This is a genomic window from Candidatus Bipolaricaulota bacterium (genome assembly GCA_021159055.1).
GTDB lineage: Bacteria > Bipolaricaulota > Bipolaricaulia > UBA7950 > UBA9294 > S016-54.
This window is the reverse complement of sequence record JAGGSO010000080.1, coordinates 1-16,925: the sequence shown is the minus strand read 5'-3', so window position 1 is coordinate 16,925 and position 16,925 is coordinate 1. Positions and strand designations below refer to the sequence as shown.

Below are 16,925 nucleotides of genomic sequence, written 5' to 3'. Positions count from 1 at the left end.
CTCTTTACCCTCGGATCGTCTGTCACTTTTCCACCACCCCCTCATCACCCCTACCAAGGGGTCAAACGTCCATTATTGTAACATATATCACGAAGAAAGCCAAGTCCCGGTACAGGTTACGAGTTGGCGCGGGGCAAAAACGTGCGGTAGAATGCGGAAAATGGGACGGAAAGAGAGGATAGAAGTCGCGTTGGTCCAATTGAGGGCGAAAGCCCCGTTCGACCGGGCTGCGGCCCTCATCGAACGCGCGCGCGGGGCCGATCTGGTCATTCTTCCTGAACTGTGGAGGGTGGGATACCTCGATTTCTCCGCGTGGGAGGACGAATCGGAGCCCCTGCACGGGGAGACGGTGGCGTTCCTCGCGGCGGAGGCGCGCCGGATCGGGGCGTACGTCCTCGGGGGAAGCTTCATCGAGGCCGCAGGCGGACGTCGCTACAACACCGCCCCGTTCCTCGACCCGGCCGGGAACCTCCTCGGCGTCTACCGGAAGCGGAACCTCCTCAGCTACCGTTCCCAGGAGCAGGCCCTGTTGACTCCCGGGGATGCCCCACTCGTTGTCCGTACTGAGATCGGGACATTTGGGGCGGCAATCTGCTACGATCTCAGGTTCCCCGAGCTCTTTCGCGCGATGGCGCGCCAGGGGGTGGAGGTATTCCTCGTCCCGGCGGCGTGGCCGATCATCCGGTTGGAGGCGTGGGAGGTCCTCACCCGGGCGCGGGCGACAGAGGACCAGGCATACCTGCTCGGGTGCAACGCCGTGGGGAAAGGGCTTCTCGGCCGGAGCATCGCTGCTGACCCGCATGGGACGGCGATCGCGCGCGGCGGGGGAGAAGAGGGGGTGGTGCGGGCCGAGCTCGATCTGGCAGGGCTGCGAGAGTTCCGGGAGGAATTCCCGGCGTGGCGGGAGGGCTGATGCCCGGCCCGATCGCGCGGATCGACCTTGCTCGCTTGCGGGATAACATCACCGCGATCCGCACCCGTCTTCGGCCGGGGATCGAGCTCATGTTCGTGGTGAAGTCGGATGCCTACGGGCACGGGCTCGTCCCCGTCGCCCAAGCCGGGCTCGCCGCCGGGGTCGACCGGCTCGGCGTCGTGACGGTGGAGGAAGGATCCCGGCTGCGCGCGGCCGGGATCGTAGTCCCGATCCTGCTCCTCGGGCCGATCCTCCCGGAGGAGATCCCGCGTGCCGTCTCCCTCGAGCTCGAGATCCCGGTATCGGACTCCGGATTCGCCGCCCGGATCGCCGCCGCCGGACGGCGGAGCCGGGTCCGCCCGGCGGTGCAGGTGAAGGTCGATACCGGAATGAGACGGTTCGGGGTGAGGATCGAGCGGGCGGAGGGATTGGTGGAGGAGCTTTCTTGCAATCCCGACCTCCGCGTGGTCGGGATCTACACCCATCTCTCGAGCGCCGAGTCCCGCGATCCCGCAGCACGTGCGTATACCCTCGGGCAGATCGAATCGTTCACCGCGCTGTTGCACTCCCTTGAGCGGCGCGGGCTCCTTCCCCCGTTCCGCCACATCGCCAACTCCGCCGGGTTCATCCAGTACCAGGAAGCGGTGACGACGTATCCGTTCAACATGGTGCGGATCGGTACGTTGATCTACGGTTATCCCGAGGTGGAGGCTCCCTGGACCGCCGCGATCCGCCCGGTCGCTCACCTCACCGCCCCGGTCGTGGCGCTGCGCGAGGTCGGGAGCGGGTCCCCCCTCGGATACTCCCGCCGCTACCGCGCCTCCTCCCAGCGCCGGGTGGCGGTGATCGCTGCCGGGTACGGGACCGGGATCCCACCGTGCGCAGCGGACGGCGGGGGTGTCTGGATCCGCGGCGGGTTCGCTCCGATCCTGGGCGGGGTATACCTCGATCACACGATGGTCGACGTCACCGGGATCGCCGGGGTGGAGATCGGGGACGAGGCGGAGATCATCGGCCCACACATCCCGGCCGACCGGTTTGCCGCCCGAATCGGGCTCCACGTCTGCGAGTTCCTCGTCCCGGCCCTGGCCGGGGCGGAGAGGCGCTTCTACCGATGAACCTCACTCGCAGGCTCAGATGGGCGGGGGGAGTGATCCTGATCGCTGCGCTCCTCCTCGGTATCGCGGTCGATGCATTGCGGGTGAGGTGGGACCTTCAAAACGATCGGTTCATCCCGATCGTCCGCGCGAGCGAGATTGAGAGAATCACTCTGTCCGCCCTGGCGGATGCCGGGGTGAGAGGGATCGGGCTGCGGGCCTCGGAGATCGCGCGCGGGGCGGGGATGAGCGCGGCGGAGGTGGTACGCGCCGGGTTGGTCCCGGTGCTGATCGTGGACCAAGCCGTCTCCCCCGCGATCCTGGATTGGGCTTCGTTTCCGTACTTCTGGATCGAGGGAGCGCTCGGAGCAGGGGATCCGCTGATCCAGGCCCTGGTCAAAGGGGGAAGCACGCTCATCGCCCGGGAGTTCGAACCCCGCGCCGCGGAGCAGGACCTGTGGAAGGAGGGCTACCACCGGTTCGTGCGCGGGCACGAGATCCCACGGGATCAGCTCCCGCGGCTCACCCCGGCCGAGGCGACGATGCGGTGCGTCCGCGCGGTGCGGGAGCGGGGGATCAGGGCCCTCGTCCTGCCCGATCTCGGAGCGGCTTGGCTCAGAGAAACGATCGCCGCGGTAGAGCGGGAAGGGTTGTCCCCAGGGGAACCCGCCGCTACGCCGCCCGTCCCGCCGCGGACGGTTGGGATCGGGTTTCACATCGGAATCTCCGCCCTTGTTCTCCTCGTGTTCATCGCACTGTTCCCGAGGCTTCCCATCGCTGGGGTGTTACTTGCCGCCGGGATCGGGGCGATCGCCTGCGGACTGGGGGATGTCCCCCTCCGCCAGCTCGACGCATTCCTCCTTGCCGCTGCTTCACCGATCTACCTGTTCCTCATCCTGCGTCCCCAAGGGAGGCTGCGCGGTGGGCTCGGGTACCTCCTCCTGTTCACCGGCGGGACGATCGCCTCTTCCCTCCTCCTTGCCGGGATCCTCTCCCACCCCGCGTTCATCCTCAAGATCTACGGGTTCCGCGGGGTGAAGGCCGCCCTCCTCATCCCTCCCGTCGGGGCTGCTGCCATCCATATGTGGCGAACGAAAATCGGTCTTCGGGACTTCTTCGCCCCCCGGGGTGGGGCACGGTGGGGGATCGGCCTCCGCGTCGGGGCCGTGCTGCTCGGGGGGATCGCTGCGTGGTGGATCCTCATCCGCAGCGGGAACGCACCCGGTCTCGCTCCCCCGTGGGAGCGGGAGACACGCGGGCTGTTGGAGAAGCTCCTCATCGCCCGGCCGCGGTTCAAGGAGTTTCTGATCGGACATCCAGGGCTGCTTTTGTTCGGGACGAAATCCGGGAGCCCATTTCTCCGGACGGGGTACCTGTTCTTCGGAATGTTCGGGCAGGCGTCGATCATGAACAGCTTCGCCCACGCCCACACACCGATACTCTTGACCCTGTTGCGGACGGGTAACGGGCTCGGCCTCGGGTTAGCCCTCGGGCTGGCGGGATACGGGGTGATTCTGGTAGCAGAACGGGTAGGCCCCTGGGTCAGATCCGCCAGGCGTCGATCCGGGGATCATCCGGAGTGAGAGGAGATACAGTGATCCGTGTCGTCTCATCGCCTCGCGTCACCGCGAACTCGACTTGGTCGGCCCGATCGCAGTAGCGGGCGACGAGCGCAGCGGCGAGGCGAAGCTGTTCGGGAGTGGGATCCCCCTCCACCAGGGCGAGCGGCCCCATCACCCCGAGGGGCTCGAGCGCGATCCGTCCCGGCTTGAACTCTGACAGGATCTCATTTTCCGCTTCATTCCTCCCAATTATCACCTTGACGCTTTCCCCGAGCCGGAAGTGGCGGCCGTGGCGGAGGAGCTCGAACCCCTCCCGATCGAGGGCGTCCGCTCCGAGGTGGGAGAACGCGTCGCGCAACCGGGCGGAGTAGACTTTCTCAGTGAGGAGACACCCCCCGGCCGGCTGGGGGTAATCCGTGATCCCAAGGGCATCGGCGAGGGCACGCTGCGGAGCGCGGCTCCGCCCGGAGATCGAGTAGAGCTGACCCTTGTCCAACCATCCCTCCCGCACCGGAAGTGTCTCAGGGAGGAGGTTCGCCGACAGGGGGCGGAGGAGCCGGTCGCCGAGCCCGCTCTCCCGCGCGACGAGGAGGAGGGCGCGGCGGTGCTGCGACATCGGGCGCTGCCCGAGGACCTCTCCGGTCACCACGAACTGCGCTCCTTCTTCCTCCATCACCTCCTTCGCCGTCCGGAGGATGAAGATCCGACAGTCCACGCACGGGTTCATCCCGGAACCATATCCATAGCGGGGGTGGCGAACCACGTTCAGGTGCTCGTTCGATCGGTCGATCACGCGAAGCGGGATCCCGAGTTGATCCACGGCGCGGCGCAGGTGCTCCTCCCGGCGGCGGTCGGTTACAAACATGTTCTTCACGTACAGCCCGATCACCTCGATCCCGGCCCGCTTCACCACCGCGGCGGCCAAGGTGCTGTCGAGTCCGCCGGAGAGGAGCCCGATCGCCTTTACTTTCCGCGAGGCTTCATCCCTGCTTTTCATTTCCTCCATGTAATCTTCACACCTTCCTTTTATAATCATACTGGTTTTTCGGACCTAATTCTTTCGAGGAGGGATTCACAATGAGAAAGAGGGTTTGGATCATTGGGCTGTTGATAGCATTGGCGTTTACGACCGTCGCGACGGGAGGGCTGGGAAACAGGGTTGCGATCGCCGCATCCGGTCAGGCGGCGATCAAGAACGCGATCGCCAAGGTCGGCCCGGCCGTTGTCCGGATCGACGTCACAACAACGGTGGAGGTTAGCAACCCGTTCTTCAACGCCCCGTTTTTCCACTACTTCTTCGGGGAGCCGAACATCCCCCAGAAGCAGGAGGAGCGGGCGATCGGCTCCGGCCTTGTGGTGAACTACAACGGCGAGAAGCTGGTACTGACGAACGAGCACGTGATCGACAGCGCCACCTCGATCAAGGTCACGAGCACAAGCGGAAAGGTATGGAACGCTACGGTGGTGGGGAGCGATAAGAAGCTCGACATCGCGGTACTGCGCCTGAAAGGGGACACCTCTGACCTCGCCACCGCTGAGCTCGGGGACTCCGACGCGGCGGAGATCGGGGACTGGGTGATCGCGATCGGAAACCCGCTCGGACTCTCCTATACCGTTACCCTCGGTATCGTAAGTGCGCTGCACCGCCAGATCTCGAAGCCTGATGGAATCGGGTACTACGAGGATCTGATCCAGACCGATGCGGCGATCAACCCGGGTAACTCCGGCGGCCCCCTCGTCAACGCGGAGGGAAAGGTCATCGGGATAAACACCGTGATTGCCCGTCAGTCGCAGGGGATCGCGATCGAGGGGATCAACTTTGCGGTGGCGATCAACCCGGTCAAGGCGGTCCTCGACCAGCTCGTGACGAAGGGAAAGGTGGTCCGTGGTTGGCTCGGAGTTAAGGTTCAAGACCTGACCCCGGCGATGGCGGATAAGTTCGGGGTGGCGGCCGGAGCACTTGTCGCCGATGTGATCGCTGGCTCGCCCGCGGAGACCGCCGGGCTCAAGTCCGGCGACGTGATCACCGCAGTCGATACCAAGCAGGTAAAGTCGGCGGCGGACCTGGTACGGATCATCTCCAGCTCCCCGGCCGGAGCGACGGTTGACCTCACCATCGTGCGAAGCAAACGGACGATACATCTCCAGGTCACCCTGCAAGAGCGGCCGAGCGAGGAGGAACTGTACGGGCAGAGCAGTCCCACCACTGCTTCCACGACGGCGGTGAAGAAGTTCGGAATAACCGTCGGTCCGGTCACTCCCGACGTTGCCCAGCGCCTGGGATTGCAATCACCCCGGGGAGTTGTCATAATCAAGGTTGAACCCGGGAGCAGGGCCGACTGGGCCGGGTTGGAGCAGGATGACGTGATTCTGGAGATCGATCTTCAGCCGATCGACTCGGTCGACGACTGGAACAAGATCGTCTCCAAGATGGCCGATAATGCGAACCCGATGTTCACGATCCTGCGGAACGGAAGCACGATGTTCGTGACGCTGGACTGAGGTAGGGTTCGTCGGAGAGTGGCGCAGTTTGGTCAGCGCGCAGCGTTCGGGACGCTGAGGTCGCCGGTTCGAATCCGGCCTCTCCGACAGATAGGTACGCGGAAGTAGCTCAATGGTAGAGCGCTGGCCTTCCAAGCCAGTGACGCGGGTTCGATTCCCGTCTTCCGCTTGAAGGATGCGCCCGTAGCTCAGTGGACAGAGCAACGGCCTTCTAAGCCGTCGGCCGGAGGTTCGAATCCTCCCGGGCGTAGGCGAGTATGGGGAGCGTGGCGCAGCTGGCTAGCGCGCTGGGTTGTGGTCCCAGAGGTCGCGGGTTCGAGCCCCGCCGCTCCTCCCACCCTCCTCTTGTTGCGCCCGTAGCTCAACTGGATAGAGCACCGGTCTTCGGAACCGGGGGTTGGGGGTTCGAGTCCCTTCGGGCGTACTGCAGTCCCGTAATCTCGCACGAAGCTAACGAGTGAGCAACCCCGTGATGGCGTCTCCCAGCCGCTGCGCGGCGTCTGCAAACCTGAGGTTGCTTGCGAACCGCTTCGCCTGTCTTCCCATCGCCGCCAGTTCCTGACCATCAAACCGGAGGAGCTCCTGCAGCCCGCGATAGATCCCCATTGGAGTCGCTTCCACCACCCGACCAAACTCGTCCCGTACCAGGTCGCGGGCGGAGCGGTGGTTCGTGGTGAGCACCGGGAGCCCGGCCTGTAGCGCCTCCACCAGGGTCAAGCCGTAGCTCTCGTGGCGGGAAGGGAAGACGTACAGGTCGGCGAGCGAGAAGAATGCTGCCTTCCGGACGCCGGTGACGTAGCCCGGGAAGTGCACCCGGACCCGGTGCAATCGCGCCGCTAGGCGGTGGAGCCGTTCGGTGTAGGCCCGCCCATGGATGAACGCTGACTTCCCGCAGATCACGACATCGGGGACGATCGGCTCCTTCCTCTCCCAGATGCGCAGCGCGGTCAAGAGGAGGTCCTGCCCCTTCTCCGGAGAGATGCGGCTGAGGGAAAGGAGGAGAGGGCGATCCCCATTCAACCCGTATTCCTCCCGGATCCGCGCCGCTTCCGCTGCAACCGCTGCCTCGTCCATCTCCAGCTCCCCGAACCCGCCCCACGGGATCACCAGAACGTCAGCAGGCAAAAGATGCGGGTAGGAACGCATGAGCACGTCTGCCATCTCGCGTGAGGGGACGACGAGCAGGTCGGAGTAGCGCGCACATTCCTCCTGCTTCTCGAACATCAGCCGCAGGACGTCGGGAAGGAGCCGATTCACTCCGAGCCGCATCGCTCCCCGGAACGCCCGCGTCAGGGTGGGAGCGGAGATGTGTCCGCGCAGGTAGATGCTCGCCGCGTAATCGACCACGTCCACGTGGAATATCGTCGCCTGCCGGAATCCAAGGCGATGGATCTCCCTGAAGTCACCGGCCTCAGCGAGGTCGTTGTGGAGGACGATGATCCGCTTCGGGTCGCGCCGGGCGGCGAGTTCCGTGAGGAATTCAGTCACCCCGCGCTCGAACTGGCGGGAGAAGCTGGCGTACCCGCTTACGGACAGGTCGGTGAGGACGCCGGTATGCCCGGGTACACTCCACGGGATCCGATGGTACTCGACGTTGGGGACGCCGTTCCACTCGGTCCCCGGGCCTGAGCCGAGGACGGTGATCCGGAACCTCCCTTCTTGCGCCCAGTAGCGGATGAGGTGGTTTCCCACCTGCCCTCCTCCGCCGACCGGGATGCGGGTGATATCCTGGCCGAGGTGCGCGCCGGCGAATACGAGCTCGTGCATGGGGGAAAGGCTACCGGATCTTCTCCCTCACGGCAAACCGGCCGCTTACGCGGAGGGAGGATGATGAGGCGGAGGTCAGTCCTCCGCCTCGTCGAGGGCCTCCTCAAGGTTTTCCGCTACGTCATCGATCCGGTCGAGGAGGGAGTCCAACTCGTCCCGCAGCCGGGAGAGCTCCTCGGCGAGCGGACGGACCTTGTCGATCAGGTCCTTCTTGGAGACGTAAGCCATACCCACCTCCTTTCATCAAACCGGAATTATAGCGGATGGAAGCGGTGGTAAAAAAACGCGGGGCCGAGTGGCCCCGCGCTTCTCAAACTCGAACGAACAGCCAGGCTAGACCCAGCCGCGCAGGCGCATCGCCTCGGCGACCCGCTGCACCGATACCATGTAGGCGGCGGTGCGGTTGTCGACGTTGTTCTGCTGCGCCATCTCGTGCACGTCGTGGAACGCCTTGGTCATCTTGGCGCGCAGCCGCTCGTGCACCTCCTCCAGGCTCCAGTAGTAGCCGCCGATGTTCTGCACCCACTCGAAGTAGGAGACGGTCACCCCGCCAGCGTTGCACAAAAAGTCAGGAATGAGGTACTTGCCGTTGCGGTACAGGATTTCATCGGCCTCCGGGGTGGTCGGCCCGTTCGCCGCCTCGGCGATGATCTTCGCCTTGATGTTGGCCGCGTTCTTCTCGGTGATCACGTTCTCGATCGCCGCCGGGATCAAGACATCGACGTCGAGCTCGAGGAGCTCGGAGTTGGAGATCGGCTTCGCTCCGGCGAGGCCGGCGACCGAGCCGGTCTCCTTCTTCTGGGCAAATGCAGCCTCGGGGTCGATTCCGTCCGGAGAGTAGGCGCCACCGCGGGAATCGGAGACCGCCACGACCTTGCTCCCGGCGATCTCGCGCATCAGCTTCGCCGCGAAGTAACCGGCGTTTCCGTATCCCTGGATCGCAACCGTGGCGTTCTTCAGGTCGAGCCCGATCACCTTGGCCGCCTCGAGGATGGTGTACACCGCGCCCCGGGCAGTGGCATCGCCCCGGCCGAGGGAACCGCCGAGCGGGATCGGTTTCCCGGTGATGACGCCGGGGGCGTTGTACCCGACGAGCTTGGAGTACTCGTCCATCATCCACGCCATGATCTGGGGGGTGGTGTAGACATCCGGGGCAGGGACGTCCCGCTCCGGGCCGATGAACCGGCCGACTGCACGGATGTAGCCGCGGGCGAGCCGCTCCAGCTCCCCGGACGACATCTCCTTCGGGTTGCAGATCACTCCGCCCTTGCCGCCTCCGTAGGGGATATCGACGACGGCGCACTTCCAGGTCATCCACGCGGCAAGTGCCTTCACCGTATCGATCGTCTCCTCAGGATGGAACCGGATTCCGCCCTTTGTCGGGCCGCGCGCGTCGTTGTACTGAACGCGGAATCCGGTGAATACCTTGGTCGTCCCGTCGTCCATCTTGACCGGGATCGTCACTTGCAGAGTCCGCATCGGCTCGCGCAGGAGGGCGTGCACCTGCGGGTCGAGGCTGAGCTTTCCTGCTGCCTTGTCGAGTTGACGCTGGGAAATCTCGAATGGGTTTAACGTTGGGCCGTTGGTCATCTCTTAGACCTCCTAGATTTAATAGACATAAACCGAACCGAGGAGTCCCCGGCACGGCGATGAGATTATATCCCGCGGAAACTAATGCGCAAGAAAAGGGGAATTGATCACAGGCGGGAGACAATCGCGTAGATAAGCCGACGCATCTCCTCCCCTTTTCGACGCGTGGTCTCGATCACTTCCTCGTGGGAGAGAGTGGCGTCCGGGTTCACCCCGGCGGCGAGGTTGGTGGCGCACGAGATTCCGAGGACCTCCATTCTCGCATGGTTCGCGGCGATCACCTCGGGGACGGTCGACATCCCGACGAGGTCGGCCCCGAGTGTCCGGAACGCGCGGATCTCGGCCGGGGTCTCGTAGGAGGGTCCGAGGGTCGCAATGTAGACCCCCTGCTTCAGCTCGATCCCCTCCGCCCGCGCCGCGGAAATGGCGATCTCGCGCAGCCGGTTGGAGTAGGCGGCCGACATGTCAGGGAACCGGGGGCCCAATTGATCGAGGTTCGGACCGCGCAGTGGGTTCTCTCCGAGCATGTTGATGTGATCGGTGATGAGAACGAGATCTCCAGCTTTAAGTTCCGGGTTTATCGCCCCGGAGGCGTTGGTCACGATCAGTGTTCTGATCCCAAGGAGCCCGAACAGGCGGGTGGAGAAGACAACGTCTTCCATCGGGTAGCCCTCGTAGAAGTGGATCCTGCCCCGCTGGATCAGGACCTCCTTTCCTTCGATCTTCCCCGCCCAGAACTCGCCGGCGTGACCGGCCACGGTGGGAAGCGGGAACCCCGGGATCTCCTGCCACGGGATCCTCACCCCTCCATCCGGGACCCCGAACGCCTCCGACATCCCCGAGCCGAGGATCACCGCCACGCCCGGGATCGGAGAAAGCCTTTCCTTCATCACCTGCGCCGCCTTGTTCAACCTCTCGAGCCGTTTGTCTTCCACGTCTCCTCCTTTCGCTACGTGAGCATCAGTGCTTCCATCGCCTCTTCCACCGTCCGCACCGGTACGAGCTCGATCTTCGTCTTGGGAAGCTTTCCCGTCGGGACGACGGCGTGGGTGTAGCCGAGCTTCTCCGCCTCGTTCACCCGCTCCCGCAGTCGGCGCACCCCGCGCACCTCCCCGGTCAGCCCGACCTCGCCGATGAGGACATGCCCCTTGGGGATAGCGCGGTTGCGCAGGCTGGAGACGACCGCGGCGATCGCCCCGAGGTCGACCGCCCGCTCCCGCGTCTCCAGCCCGCCGGCGAGTGAGAGGTAGACGTCCGCCCCACCGGTGTGGATGCCGAGGCGCTTCTCGATCACGGCGAGGAGGAGGAGAATGCGGTTGTAGTCGAGACCGGTCGTCCGCCGCTGCGGCGCACCGTACCCCCCGGTCGGGGCGACGAGGGCTTCCAGCTCCACCAGGATCGGGCGCGTCCCCTCGAGGATCGGGACGATCGCCGTCCCCGGACGCGGGTTCTCCCGCTCGTCCTGGGAGAGGAAGAACCGGGACGGATCGGTGATCTCGTGCAATCCCCTCGGCCCCATCTGGAACACCGCCACCTCGTTCGTCCCCCCGAACCGGTTCTTCACCGAGCGCAGGATGCGCATCTCCTCGCCCCGGCTCCCCTCGAGGTACACAGCAACGTCGACCAGGTGCTCGACCGTCTTCGGTCCGGCGAATCCGCCCTCCTTGGTGATGTGCCCGACGAGGAACGTTCCCATCCCCCGTGCCTTGGTGAGCCGCGTCAGTGCCGCGCTCACCTCGCGCAGCTGGCGGACGCTCCCCGCCTCCCCCGGCGCGGCCTCGGACAGGGTCGTCTGGATCGAATCGACGATCAGGACATGGGGCGAGATCTCATCCACCGCGCGGGCGATGCGGGACAGGGTCTGCTCGGCGAGGACGAACAGCTGCGGGTTGTCGACGGAGAGCCGACTCGCCCGCAGCTTCAGCTGGGTGGCCGACTCCTCCCCGGAGACGTAGAGGACGGGTCCGTACTCAGCGGCGATGTTGTTCGCAATCTGGAGGAGGAGCGTCGACTTCCCGATCCCGGGCTCACCCCCGAACAGGATCACTGCGCCCGGGATGATCCCTCCACCGAGGATCCGATCGACCTCCCCGATCCCGGTGGACAGGCGCTTCGCCTCGGTGAGGTCGATCTCGGTGATCGGCCGGAGCGCCTCCCCGATCCACGTCCCTGGTTCGCCGGCCTCCGCCTCTTCCTTCTCCTCGACGAACGTGTCCCACTCGCCGCAGTTCGGGCACCGGCCGAGCCACTTCACCGACCGGTACCCGCAGCTCGTGCAGCGGAATGCCATGACTACTTGCCCTTGGTGAACCTGATCTCCTCGCCGTCCGCCGATGCGACCACAGTGGAGCCCGGTTCGAACTTCCGCTCCAGGATCAACTCGGAGATCGGGTTTTCGATCAGCCGCTCGATCGTCCGGCGCATCGGGCGCGCCCCGTACTTGGCGTCGTATCCCTTCTCGATCAGAAGCTCGGTCGCCGACTCGTCGAGGGTGAGGGTGATCTGGTGCTCCTCGTACAGCCGGTCCTTCAACTCGCTCAGCATCAGATCAGCGATCTCCTTGACCTGGTCGCGGGTGAGCTGGTGGAAGACGATGATATCGTCGAGCCGGTTGAGGAACTCCGGCCGGAACTTCTTCCGCACCTCCCCGATCACCCGGTCCTTCATGTCCTCGTACGACTCCTCGGAGTCGATCTCCTGGTCGCTGAACCCGAGGGTGCCACGGTCGGTGATCATCTCGCTCCCCACGTTCGAGGTCATGATGAGGACCGTGTTGCGGAAGTCGACGCGCCGCCCCTGGGAATCGGTGAGGATCCCGTCCTCCATCACCTGAAGGAGGATGTTGAACACGTCCGGATGGGCCTTCTCGATCTCGTCGAACAGGACGACGGAGTACGGGCGGTGCCGCACCTTCTCGGTCAGCTCGCCTGCTTCCTCGTAGCCGACGTACCCCGGCGGGGCGCCGACGAGGCGGGAGACGGAGAACCGCTCCATGTACTCCGACATGTCGACCCGGATCAGCGCGTCCTCATCCCCGAACAGGAACTCGGCCAGGGTCTTGGAGAGCTCGGTCTTTCCCACCCCGGTCGGGCCGAGGAACATGAACACCCCGACCGGCCGGCGCGGGTTCTTCACCCCGGCGTAGGCACGGCGGATCGAGCGGGAGACGGCCTTCACCGCCTCCTCCTGGCCGATCAGGCGCTCGTGGATCTTCTCCTCCATGTGCACCAGCCGCGTCGTGTCCTCCTCCTGCACGTGCCCGATCGGGACTCCGGTCCACATCGACACCATCTGCGCGATATCCTTCCCGGTCACGATGAGGTCGTCGGCCTGGTAGGAGTTCTTGCTCTTGCGCTCGATCTCCTGAGCGAGGGCCTCACGTCGGTCACGCAGCCGCGCCGCCTGTTCATAATTCTGGGCAGCGACCGCCTCCCGCTCCTGCGCCTCGAGCTCCTCCAGCTCCTCCACCAGCTCACGGACCGCATCCGGGACGCGCGAGCTTCTGAGCTTGATCCGCGCCGCGGTCTCGTCGATCAGGTCGATCGCCTTGTCCGGGAGGAACTGGTCGGTGACGTAGCGGTCGGAGAGCCGCGCCGCCTGGTACAGGGCATCGTCGGTGATCTTCACCCCGTGGTGCTTCTCGTAGTGGGGACGCAGGCCCTTTAAGATCTTTACCGTGTCCTCCACGCTCGGCTCCTCGATCATGATCGTCTTGAATCGCCGCTTCAGGGCCGGATCCTTTTCGATCGACTTTCTGTACTCGTCCGGGGTGGCCGTCCCGATGCACTGGATCGCCCCGGAGGCGAGCGGCGGCTTGAGGATCGAGGAGGCGTCGATCGCCCCCTCTGCCCCGCCGGCACCAACGACCGTCTGCAGCTCGTCGATGAACAGGATGATGTTGTCCGACGCCATCACCTGATCGATCAGGTTCTTCAAGCGCTGCTCGAACTCGCCGCGGTACTTCGTCCCGGCGACGATCGACGCCATGTTGAGCTCGATGATCTCCTTGGAGCGCAGCAGCGCCGGCACGTCACCGGCCACGATCTTCTGTGCCAACCCTTCAACGATCGCGGTCTTCCCCACCCCGGACTCCCCGATCAGGGCCGGGTTGTTCTTCTTGCGGCGGACCAGGGTCTGGATGATCCGCTCCATCTCCTCCTCGCGTCCGATCACCGGGTCGAGGCGCCCGGCCTCCGCCTCCTCGATCAAGTTGCGCCCGAACTCGGACAGATCCCCCTTCTTCTGCTGGCGACGGGAGGAGCGGATCGCCATCCCGATCCCGGCCGAGGGGAGGAAGTAGGCACGCGTCTTGTTCAGGTCGATCCCGAGGTGATTGAGGATCGCCGCTCCCGTTCCTTCCCCCTCGCGCAGCATCCCCATCAGCAGATGCTCGGGGCGGATCGTGGTCTGCCCGGCGCGCCGTGCCTCCTCAAAACTGATCTTCATCACCCGCTTCAGGCGCGGAGTCGGCTCGAGATCGTCGGCGGAGAGACGCACCTCCCCGTGCCCCTTTTCCTCCTCCAGGATCGAGGCGACTTTGGCGTAGGTGATTCCATGGGTGGTCAGGAACCGGTAGACGTCGCTCCCCTTCACCTTGAGGAACGCGAGGAGCAGGTGCTCGGTGCCGACGTAGCTGTGGCGCCAGCTCTCCGCTTCCTCCTGAGAAAGCGCGATGATCTCCATCGACTCGCGCGAGAATCGGTCGTACATTTATCCTCCTAGCTTTCAGTTCGAATCAAAGTATAGCTCACGGGGACGGCGGTGCAACATCCGGATTCCGGCGGTTGAACCGGTTCATGACCGCATCGATCGTCTCCCCCCGAAACACCTCGATCGCCTCCGCCGCCCGCTGCAGGATCGGGACGATCGTCCGCCATTCCTGTTCGGAAAACCGGGAGAGGACGAAATCGACGAGGTCTCCGGGCCGATCATCGACCCCGATTCCTATCCGCAGCCGCGGGACGTCTTCCGTCCCGAGCGCATCGAGCACGGAGCGCATCCCCTTGTGGGTCCCCGGCCCTCCCTTGGGGAGGATTCGCATCCGTCCGAGGGGGAGGTCGAGGTCGTCGTAGATGATGAGGATATCGGCCGGGTGCAAGCGGAACCGATCGATCACGGCCCGCACCGCCTTGCCGCTTTCGTTCATGTAGGTGAGCGGCTTGACCAACAGGAGGTCTTCGTGCCGGTAGATCACGGAAGAACAGGTGATCCTCCCCTTCCGGCGGGGGATGTGCTCCCGCCGGTAGAGGTCGATCACCTGAAATCCGACGTTGTGCCGAGTGAGGGCGTACTCCGGACCGGGGTTCCCCAGGCCGACGACCGCCTTATTCGGATTCCCCTTCCTGCGAAGCTTCAGGGGCCTCCTCCTCAGCTTCGGCCGCAGCCTCTCCGCCTTCCTCGATCGGCCCGCCGATCGCCGCCTCCTCCAGCCCGCGCGGGGCGACGACGGTGACGAGGGCCCGCTCCGGAGGGAGGAGCGGCTCCACGTTCCCGAAATCGACATCGCGCACCCGGATCGCCTCCCCCATCTCGAGGTTGCTCACATCGAGCTCGATGATGGACGGGATATCCTTGGGGAGCCCGTGCACACGGACGGTGTCGAACAGGACGTTCAGGACCCCGCCGGCTTTAACCCCGGGTGCCTCTCCCACGATCCGGATCGGGACGTGCAGCCGGAGCGGGTGCCCGACGTCCGGATGGTAGAAGTCGACGTGGATCGGCTCGTCGGTGATCGGGTTGTATTGGATCGCCTTCACGAACACGTCCAGTTTCTTTCCCTTCTCGTGGTCGCTCACGGAAAGCTCGATCCGCGAGCTGCGGGTGATCCGGGAAAACAGGGCGCGCAGTTCCTTCTGACCGACGATGATCGGGGTGGAATCGATCGTCGGGCCGTAGATCACCGCCGGAACATACCCCTGGCGGCGCAGGGCGTTCGCCTTACCTTCCGTCCTCAGTTTTGCATTCAACGTCAACATCTTCACTCCTCTGATCAATGAAGCGGGAAGAGGTGGCTCACCGATTTGTTCTCGAAGATCCTGCGGATCGTCTTGGCCAGGTGCTCTCCCACCGGAATGTACTCGATAAATTCTTCCTTCTCCGCTTGGCCGTGGGAAATGGTATTGGTGACGATCACCTTTTTCAAGGGGGAATTCTTCAGGGTTTGGATCGCGTCCCCGGCGAAGACCCCGTGGGTGCAGCACGCGCACACCTCCACCGTCCCATGGTCGATCAGGACCTGGGCGGCGTGAGCCAATGTCCCGCCGGTGGAGACGATGTCGTCGATGAGGATCGCCCGCTTTCCTCTGACCTCACCGATCACCCTGATCTCCTTTATTCCAATCCCATCAGCGTTACGTCGCTTCTCCAGCACGGCGAGGGGGAGGCGGAGCTGTTCGGCGAGGCGGCGGGCGCGGCCGAGCCCGCCCACATCGGGGGAAACGACGATCATATCGGAAAGATCAGGTTCGGTATCCCTGATGTAATCGGCGAATACCGGGTCGGTGCGCAGGTTGTCCACCGGGATGTTGAAGAACCCCTGGATCTGTCCGACATGGAGCTCCATGGTGAGGACGCGGTCGACTCCAGCCGTCTCGAGCAGGTTCGCCACGAGGCGGGCGGAGATCGGGACGCGCCCGATGTGCTTCCGATCCTGACGGGCGTAGCCGTAGTACGGGATCACCGCTACCACCTGCCGCACCGAGGCGCGGCGCAGGGCGTCGACCATGATGAGAAGCTCCATCAGGTTGTCGTTCACCGGGGGGGAGGTCGGCTGGATCACGAACACGTCCGCTCCCCGCACCGTCTCGTCGATCTTCACCCGCACCTCTCCGTCGGAGAACCGTCCCACCGTCGCCTGACAGAGCTCGATCCCGAGCGCGGCGGAGACCTCCTCAGCGAGGGGGCGGTTGGCGTTGCCGGCCAGAAGTTTCAGCTCCCTCCCGATCAATCTTTACGCTCCTTTATCACCTGGCGGGCGCGGCCGAGCCCGAGGGTCCGCGGGGGGACGTCCGCGGTGATCGTCGAACCGGCACCGATGATCGCATCCTCCCCGATCTCCACCGGCGCGACGAGGGCGGTATTGCTCCCGATGAACGCCCGATCACCGATCACTGTGCGATGCTTTCTCTTCCCGTCGTAATTGCAGGTGATCGTCCCCGCGCCGATGTTTACCTCCTCGCCGATCTCGGCGTCCCCGATGTAGGTGAGGTGCCCGGCCTTGGTCCCCCGCTTGACCCGGGCCGCCTTCACCTCGACGAAGTTCCCGATCCGAACGTTCGGACCGACGTCCGCTCCTGGGCGGAGGTGGGCGTACGGTCCGATGTCGCACCCCTCCCGCACCCGCGCCCCCTCGAGGACGGAATAGCGGACGCGCGATCCCGCTTCGACCCTCGATCCATCGATCCATGCGTCCGGCCCGATCTCACAGTCCTCCCCGATGCTGGTCCCTCCCCGCAGATGGGTTCCGGGGTGAATCACGGTGTCCATGCCCACTTT

14 protein-coding genes and 5 tRNA genes are annotated in these 16,925 nt (G+C 64.9%); 9 read left to right on the top strand and 10 right to left on the bottom strand.

Annotation, left to right across the window (positions count from 1 at the left end; all coding sequences use genetic code 11):
* Positions 1-160 precede the first annotated feature (160 nt).
* The 3 genes from J7J55_04110 to J7J55_04100 are packed head-to-tail and all read left to right on the top strand — an operon-like array spanning position 161 to position 3,593.
* A complete protein-coding gene (locus J7J55_04110) occupies positions 161-913 on the top strand; it encodes a carbon-nitrogen family hydrolase (protein ID MCD6141884.1) in 753 nt (250 codons plus the stop codon).
* Positions 913-2,031: an alanine racemase gene (alr, locus tag J7J55_04105; protein ID MCD6141883.1), complete on the top strand. Its 1,119-nt coding sequence runs from the start codon at positions 913-915 to the stop codon at positions 2,029-2,031. Before J7J55_04110 ends, alr begins: the two co-directional genes overlap by 1 nt.
* A complete protein-coding gene (locus J7J55_04100; protein MCD6141882.1) occupies positions 2,028-3,593 on the top strand; it encodes a hypothetical protein in 1,566 nt (521 codons plus the stop codon). Before alr ends, J7J55_04100 begins: the two co-directional genes overlap by 4 nt.
* Here J7J55_04100 and J7J55_04095 read toward each other — a convergent pair.
* A complete protein-coding gene (locus J7J55_04095; protein ID MCD6141881.1) occupies positions 3,553-4,569 on the bottom strand; it encodes a hypothetical protein in 1,017 nt (338 codons plus the stop codon). The genes J7J55_04100 and J7J55_04095 overlap by 41 nt on opposite strands.
* 80 nt (positions 4,570-4,649) lie before the next feature.
* On the opposite strand from J7J55_04095, the gene J7J55_04090 reads away from it, so the two are divergent.
* The 6 genes from J7J55_04090 to J7J55_04065 all read left to right on the top strand — a co-directional run bounded on the left by J7J55_04090 (position 4,650) and on the right by J7J55_04065 (position 6,498).
* Positions 4,650-6,074 (top strand): Do family serine endopeptidase, encoded by a 1,425-nt coding sequence (locus tag J7J55_04090; GenBank protein ID MCD6141880.1) that lies wholly within the window; start codon positions 4,650-4,652, stop codon positions 6,072-6,074.
* Positions 6,075-6,086: 12 nt separating this feature from the next.
* Positions 6,087-6,161 (top strand) — tRNA-Pro (locus tag J7J55_04085).
* An 11-nt stretch (positions 6,162-6,172) separates the two neighbouring features.
* Positions 6,173-6,243, top strand: a tRNA-Gly gene (locus J7J55_04080).
* Positions 6,244-6,251: 8 nt separating this feature from the next.
* A tRNA-Arg gene (locus J7J55_04075) sits at positions 6,252-6,324 on the top strand.
* Positions 6,325-6,334: 10 nt separating this feature from the next.
* Positions 6,335-6,411 (top strand) — tRNA-His (locus J7J55_04070).
* A 13-nt stretch (positions 6,412-6,424) separates the two neighbouring features.
* Positions 6,425-6,498 (top strand) — tRNA-Arg (locus tag J7J55_04065).
* 26 nt (positions 6,499-6,524) lie between these two features.
* Here the strand turns inward: J7J55_04065 and J7J55_04060 are convergent.
* From J7J55_04060 to glmU, 9 genes are all read right to left on the bottom strand, one after another.
* Positions 6,525-7,841 carry a glycosyltransferase family 4 protein gene (locus tag J7J55_04060; GenBank protein MCD6141879.1) on the bottom strand — a complete coding sequence of 439 codons (1,317 nt, stop codon included), beginning with the start codon at positions 7,839-7,841 and terminating at the stop codon, positions 6,525-6,527.
* Between the two features lie 75 nt (positions 7,842-7,916).
* Positions 7,917-8,069 (bottom strand): hypothetical protein, encoded by a 153-nt coding sequence (locus tag J7J55_04055; protein MCD6141878.1) that lies wholly within the window; start codon positions 8,067-8,069, stop codon positions 7,917-7,919.
* Between the two features lie 105 nt (positions 8,070-8,174).
* Positions 8,175-9,431 carry a Glu/Leu/Phe/Val dehydrogenase gene (locus tag J7J55_04050; protein MCD6141877.1) on the bottom strand — a complete coding sequence of 419 codons (1,257 nt, stop codon included), beginning with the start codon at positions 9,429-9,431 and terminating at the stop codon, positions 8,175-8,177.
* Between the two features lie 107 nt (positions 9,432-9,538).
* Positions 9,539-10,321, bottom strand: coding sequence for a purine-nucleoside phosphorylase (locus J7J55_04045; protein MCD6141876.1), 783 nt, complete (start codon positions 10,319-10,321; stop codon positions 9,539-9,541).
* A gap of 59 nt (positions 10,322-10,380) precedes the next feature.
* The gene (radA, locus tag J7J55_04040; GenBank protein MCD6141875.1) at positions 10,381-11,721 is read right to left on the bottom strand and encodes a DNA repair protein RadA; all 1,341 of its coding nucleotides are present in this window, start codon (positions 11,719-11,721) and stop codon (positions 10,381-10,383) included.
* Positions 11,722-11,723: 2 nt separating this feature from the next.
* Positions 11,724-14,141, bottom strand: coding sequence for an ATP-dependent Clp protease ATP-binding subunit (locus tag J7J55_04035; protein MCD6141874.1), 2,418 nt, complete (start codon positions 14,139-14,141; stop codon positions 11,724-11,726).
* Between the two features lie 37 nt (positions 14,142-14,178).
* Complete coding sequence (locus J7J55_04030) at positions 14,179-14,934, bottom strand: aminoacyl-tRNA hydrolase (GenBank protein MCD6141873.1); 756 nt, start codon at positions 14,932-14,934, stop codon at positions 14,179-14,181.
* Between the two features lie 486 nt (positions 14,935-15,420).
* Positions 15,421-16,377 carry a ribose-phosphate pyrophosphokinase gene (locus tag J7J55_04025; GenBank protein MCD6141872.1) on the bottom strand — a complete coding sequence of 319 codons (957 nt, stop codon included), beginning with the start codon at positions 16,375-16,377 and terminating at the stop codon, positions 15,421-15,423.
* The coding region (glmU, locus tag J7J55_04020) for a bifunctional UDP-N-acetylglucosamine diphosphorylase/glucosamine-1-phosphate N-acetyltransferase GlmU (protein MCD6141871.1) at positions 16,374-16,925 on the bottom strand (552 nt) is incomplete at its 5' end. The genes J7J55_04025 and glmU, both read right to left, overlap by 4 nt.